A 6,056-nucleotide genomic window follows, 5' to 3' on the forward strand; every position below is an offset into this window, starting at 1 on the left:
AGATTTTAGATTTTAGATTTTAGATTTTAGATTTTAGATTTTAGATTTTAGATTTTAGATTTTAGATTTTGGATTTTAGATTAGCCATGATTTACTGGATATGGGTTTGGAGCTTGCCTGCAGTGACATTTTTTTGTGAAAATTGTATCATAATTGGTGGCGACAACGCATTCTTTGGGAAGGAAGCAAGGAAGTCCTAGTCGTCGGATTTCAAAGTTGAGTTCAGCGACAAGGAAGCCCGCTACTTCTGAATGTTCTCCGGTTGCTTTAGGCATCTCAACAATAGCTCCATTGGGGAGTTCGTAACGGTTTACCGAATTTTCAGGATACCAGCCAATAAATTTATCGAAGGTGACTGGTTTTAATATCGCTTGAGTCATGGCGATCGCGCTTTATTTTATTTATGATATTGTTATTGTATCTGGTATAATTTACATTTTGCATCATTATCAAGAACAGGCAAGATGCCTGTTCCACGACAAGTGAATTTTATTGTGGAACAGGCCGAAAAGCCTGTTCATAAAAGGCTTGTTGAGAAGGGTGCAACATCTCAGTTATAATATATTGCTTTTATCTCAAACAACCAGCTCGATAGACCTTCCATCAATCCACAATCAATCCCAAATCAAAATCACTCCAAAATCAATCAATTCAAAATCTAAAATCCAAAATCTAAAATCTAAAATATATGAGATCAATCGACGAAATCAACGATAAAATCAGCCAGGGCAAAGCCACAGTCTGGACAATCGAAGAACTCAAAACTAGAGTTCAAGAAACCAGCATTACCCAAGCAGCCAAAGAAGTCGATGTAATTACCACCGGCACCTTCGAGCCGATGGAATCCTCCGGTGCAATCATCAATCTCGGCCATACCGACCCGCCGATAAAAATCCGCCAGTGCTGGCTAGACGGCGTTTTAGCCTACTCCGGCTTCGGGGCAGTAGACCTGTACCTGGGAGCCACCCAAGTAGCCGAAGACGGCGAAGAATCCCGCGAACGGGGCGGGGGACACGTCATCGAAGACTTAATAGCCGGCAAACCCGTGCAGTTGCGAGCCTTGGGGCAAGTAACCGACTGCTACCCCCGCGCCTCCTTTGAAACCACGATTACCCGCGATACAATCAACCAGTTTTATTTATTCAATCCCCGCAACGCATATCAAAACTTTATTGTTGGCGTCAATGGAGGCGATCGTCCGCTGTTCACCTACCTCGGCCCCCTGCAACCAAACCTCGGCAACGCCGTCTACTCGAACCTTGGAGCCATGTCCCCCCTGCTCAACGACCCCGACCTCGAAATCATCGGCATCGGCACCCGCATCTTCCTAGGAGGCGCCACAGGCTACATCACCTGGGAAGGAACCCAGCACTTCCCGCTACAAAAACGCCAGCCCAACCGCACCCCCATCGGCCCGGCGGCCACCCTCGCACTCATCGGCGACGCCAAACAGATGAACTCGAAATGGGTGCGCGGCTGCTACTTCAAAAACTACGGCCCATCCCTGATGCTGGGAGTCGGCATCCCCTTTCCAGTCTTAAACGAAACAGTCGTCGCCCACTGTGCAGTATCCGACAAAAAAATAGTAGCGCCGGTGGTAGATTTCTCTATCCCCCGGCGCGTTCGTCCGACCTTCGGTTTAGTCAGCTATGCTCAATTAAAGACTGGCCGCATCCTGATAGAGGGCAAACCTGTGCGGGCCGCCCCCCTTGCGAGTATGTTTCTCTCCCGGCAAGTAGCATTGGAATTGAAGCAGCAAATTGAAGCGGGTCAATTTACCCTCACGGCCCCAGTTGCTCCCCTACCCACCGACAGAGTATTTCTCCCCCAAGATTTGTGGGGCGCACAAGTCCGGCTCGAATAAAGGATTTTAGATTGGCGATTTAACGGTTGTAAATTAGTCTTGGACAGACTAATTTAAAATCTAAAATCTAAAATCTAAAATTGGTTCATTCCTCGATCGGCTTAGGCTTCTTAACCGGCTTAGGAAGAGGTGCTTTGGGGGCAGGCGGTGCTGCTGCTGCTGACTTGATGGTAGGACGCCCTACAGGAGTACCGTCACCGCTGGGCCTAGGAGTAAACGGACGCTTCCCTCCTCCTTTGAAGCCACCGGGTGGCTTGCTGCCGGGGGGGAATTTCCGCTTTTTAATCGGCAGGGCACCAATATTATTAGCCTGCTCAATCATCAGACTGTCCGCTTTCAATTTGACGTGGAAATCCCAAAAAAACCCGATCGCTTTTGTTGCTAAATCTCCCTTGAGTTTCAGTTTAAAAAACTTCATCTTGTCGTCATTCTTGCGGGGAGCTTGCTTGATTTTGACGATGACATACTTTTCTTGGTCTTGGGATTGATAAATCACCTCACCTCTAATCGAAAAATAGCCATCTTCAACATCAGGTTCCGAGGGAGGCAAAGATGCGGTCGATGCTTCGTCACTAGCCTCAATCTCCCCTGCTTCCTGATTTTCCTCATCAGAGGAAGGTTCGGGAGGTTTCTTGAGCGTTTCCGGCTCCCAAACCCCCATAATCTGGGCGTGCAAGTTGCCGTCTTCTTGCCTGGTGCGGGGATAGACCACCCACAGGTGTTCTTGTTCCAGCTCCAGGTGATTTTTGACTAAACTCATGACTCTACCCAGCAAAACTGCGTCGATGGCAGTTCCGTCGGCCGCTATCAGCATACCCCGGGTGAATTGCTCTTCTGATGGCGTGTAGCGACCCCGCACCAAACCAACAGCTCGGTACTGCCTGGGTTCGCTGGGGGGGGGAATGGGATGTTGGCGCATGACGGAGGGTATGTCCTCAGCGGCCTGACTTTCGTTAGCGGCAGGCTCGGCGTTTGCCGGCGGTGCGACTGCTAGGGCTGGAGTATCGCTGACAGGTGTCGAAGACGCAGCAGGCGCCTGGGGTGCAGGAGCATTGCTGGGCTGGTCTTGTGGCTTTGTTTTGTCCTTGTCGAGGGCAGAACTGTAGCGTGGTCGTTGCAGCTTATCCTTGGACGCTGGGGCGTCTGTTGGCGTTGCCGGTTGATTTGGGTCAACAGGTGCAGCCAACGCCGAAGGCACCGAACTTTCGTCTGGTGTGTCAGGAATGGAATCTGTATCTTTAGGTGGATTGACGGCCAGTTCGCTCGGCTGAGCCTTGCGAGTTGAAGTAGATTTGGACGATTTGGAAGACCGGTTGGGAGAGGGGTTCATAAAAACTCCTTGCAGCGGAGACACATCCCTTAAGGGAAATTAGGAATAAACTGAAGAAACTGCTTTAAAAACTACTAGCACCTGACAGGCGGGCTTGCGCCCGGAGGTCTGGTTGTGACCCGTCAACGCCAACTTTCAACGCTACGAGTGCCGATCGGTTCGCTGACTGCTAAAATCCTTGCGAGCAAGGACTTTGGGAGTTGCTGACCGATCGATCGCCGATCGCGCTGAGCTGGAGTTGCTGGCTAATAGCATTTAGGATATTCAGCTTGCCTATTTTACTTAATCCAATTACCTAACGGCCTGATCCGCCATATTTTCGGTAATTTTTAGCTTGACCAGACTAAATTGGACAGACACCGCAGTCCTTGGGGCTGCGGGTCTGAGTGTCCAAAATTGTTTAGCTAGCATGGAGTTGTGGGTCTGTTACCATATTAGCTGCAAGTAAAAGGCTGCTTTGTCCGTTCGGACTTTGAAGTTAAGAACTTTTATGGTTGCATGGATCGAGCTAAATGGCAGATGCCCCCCGGCAATGCCTGAATTCTTAGAAAATAGTAGATTTTAAGCTGGGATAGTTGAATTATGGAAAAAGCAAACAAGCGTCGTGGGTTGATTACTGTCGTGGTGGTGCTGTCGCTCATCGCTTTTTTGGGATTTTCCCTTGTGCCAATTTTAAACAGTATTCTCCAGGCCAGCCAAGCGCAAAGTCAGTCAACTCCAACGCCTACTCAAACGGCGCAGTCTGGGGAGAAGCAATCAGAGTTGCTGCAAGCTCAGGCTAGGGGGTACGAATTGGTTTTGCAGCGGGAACCTGACAACGTAACGGCTTTGCGGGGATTGTTGCAGGTGCGACTGGAGTTGATCGGCCAAGGAGTGGGCGACATTAAGGATGCGATCGCTCCTTTGGAAAAGTTGGCTGCGCTGAATCCTGAGACTACTGAATACGGGATTTTGCTGGCTCAGGCTAAGGAACGCACGGGCGATCGCGAAGGGGCTGCTCAGGCTTATCGGTCAATTTTAGCGTCTAAGCCTGGGGAAATTAAGGCTTTGCAGGGGTTGGTGAATTTGCTGCTGGTGCAGCAGCGGCCGGAAGCTGCGATCGGACTGCTGCAAGATACACTGAAGGCTGCTCCGGCTGCAAATTTGGCGAAACCGGAAAGTGTGGATGTAACTTCAGTGCAGTTGATTTTGGGACAGGTTTATGCTGTGCAGAAGCGCTACGAGGAGGCGATCGCAATTTACGACGAATCTGCTAAGGCTAATCCCAAAGATTTTCGCCCGACTTTAGGAAAGGCGATCGTGCTGAAGGAACAGGGCAAAACAGATGAGGCAAAAACGCTGTTTGATCGAGCTACTGAGTTAGCTCCTCCTAACTATAAAGACCAAATTAATCAGTTAGCTAGTGGCACTCCTTCGCCTTCTCCTGCGGCTACGACGACTCCCCAACCGGCTGCTTCTCCTAGTCCTGAAGGCGCGCTACCGAAACCTTAAGGAAAGTTTTAAGTAAAAGAGTTTTGAGTTGTCAGTGAAAAAGTATTAAGTTAAAAACTTAATACTTTAAACTCAAAACTACTCGCTTTATTCCTAATTACGCAGGACTTACGAAAAGAAATCCGGTTTCTAAGATAAATCTTGGTTGAACGACGACTGATACAGGTCGAAACCTGGTTTATAAGTCCTCGCGCCCAGCATCCTGTTACCGATTACCAATTACTAATTACTAATTACCAATTAGGTAAGACCTCGGAGGGAATTATGACCCAAAGCGTTGACCGCGTTGTTCTACCTCCTGCTTTTCCCGACCACACTCAATTACCAGAGTCAGACGGTACTTTTGTGAAAAATTTTCAGGAGCATCCGCAAAGTTTAATTTTAACAGATTCGATCGGGCAAATTTTGCAGGAGCGGCATCCTGACGGACAATATGCGATCGGTCAAGACTGGGGCATTTACTGGCGAGAAACCGAGCCGCCGGAAAAAGGTGCAGAAGCTCCTGATTGGTTTTATGTTCCCAATGTACCTCCTAATTTAGACGGTCAAATTCGCCGTTCCTACGTGCTGTGGCGGGAACACATAGCACCGTTAATTGCTTTGGAATTTGCGAGCGGGAACGGTGATGAAGAGCGCGATCGTACTCCTTTATCTCGCACGGATGAAGGGGTAATAACGAAACCGGGAAAGTTTTGGGTGTACGAACAGGTGATGCGAATTCCCTATTACGGCATCTATGAAATTAACAGCGGTCGATTAGAAGTTTATCGGTTGATGGAGGGGTATTATCAACTGTTAGAACTCAATCAACGCGGTCATTTTCCCATTTCATCTTTAGGCATAGAATTGGGACTTTGGCAAGGCAGTTATCAAAATCAAACCATGCTTTGGCTGCGTTGGTGGGACGAGGAAGGTAATTTGCTGTTGATTGGCGATGAAAGAGCAGAATTAGAGAGATTGCGAGGGGAACAACAGCGGGAAAGAGCTGAACAAGAAAGGTTGCGAGCCGAGAGTGCAGAACAGGCACGACAAGCTGAATTTCAGGCAAGAAGGGATGCAATTCCCCGGTTGTTGGGAATGGGTTTGAGTGCCGAACAGGTGGCGGAGGCGTTAAGTTTATCTGTGGAGGAAGTGACGGAGAATGCTGGAGAGTGAGATAGTGAGAGAGAATTGGGGAAAAGGGCGATCGGTCTTAATAGACTTCATCATGAGGACCCATTTTGAGCAATAAAATCGCTTCCTCCTCATCTTCTGGATCGATCGCAAACTCAAATAAAATCCGATAATCATAATCGTAAGGATTCAGGTCGGAAATTCGGGAATGAGATCAGGCCGAGCCAAGTCACAAGAATGGGCAGAAATAGCCTCACG

At 48.7% G+C, this 6,056-nt stretch carries 5 protein-coding genes; 3 read left to right on the forward strand and 2 right to left on the reverse strand.

Going from position 1 to position 6,056, the window contains the following annotated elements:
• Positions 1-80: 80 nt before the first annotated feature.
• Positions 81-380: a Uma2 family endonuclease gene (locus tag Q5691_RS27150; protein WP_333348320.1), complete on the reverse strand. Its 300-nt coding sequence runs from the start codon at positions 378-380 to the stop codon at positions 81-83.
• 308 nt (positions 381-688) lie between these two features.
• Here Q5691_RS27150 and Q5691_RS27155 point away from each other — a divergent pair, with 308 nt between their 5' ends.
• Entirely contained in the window at positions 689-1,864 is a 1,176-nt protein-coding gene (locus Q5691_RS27155) for a homocysteine biosynthesis protein (protein WP_333108202.1), read from the forward strand.
• A gap of 85 nt (positions 1,865-1,949) precedes the next feature.
• On the opposite strand, the gene Q5691_RS27160 is transcribed toward Q5691_RS27155, so the two are convergent.
• A complete protein-coding gene (locus Q5691_RS27160; RefSeq protein ID WP_333348323.1) occupies positions 1,950-3,194 on the reverse strand; it encodes a hypothetical protein in 1,245 nt (414 codons plus the stop codon).
• 582 nt (positions 3,195-3,776) lie between these two features.
• Here Q5691_RS27160 and Q5691_RS27165 point away from each other — a divergent pair.
• Both Q5691_RS27165 and Q5691_RS27170 read left to right on the forward strand, forming a co-directional pair.
• A complete protein-coding gene (locus tag Q5691_RS27165) occupies positions 3,777-4,685 on the forward strand; it encodes a tetratricopeptide repeat protein (protein ID WP_333213466.1) in 909 nt (302 codons plus the stop codon).
• 264 nt (positions 4,686-4,949) lie between these two features.
• The gene (locus Q5691_RS27170; protein WP_333348326.1) at positions 4,950-5,840 is read left to right on the forward strand and encodes a Uma2 family endonuclease; all 891 of its coding nucleotides are present in this window, start codon (positions 4,950-4,952) and stop codon (positions 5,838-5,840) included.
• Positions 5,841-6,056: the final 216 nt, after the last annotated feature.

Origin of the sequence: Microcoleus sp. w1-18aA5, from assembly GCF_036701705.1 — a bacterium.
Lineage (GTDB): Bacteria > Cyanobacteriota > Cyanobacteriia > Cyanobacteriales > Microcoleaceae > Microcoleus.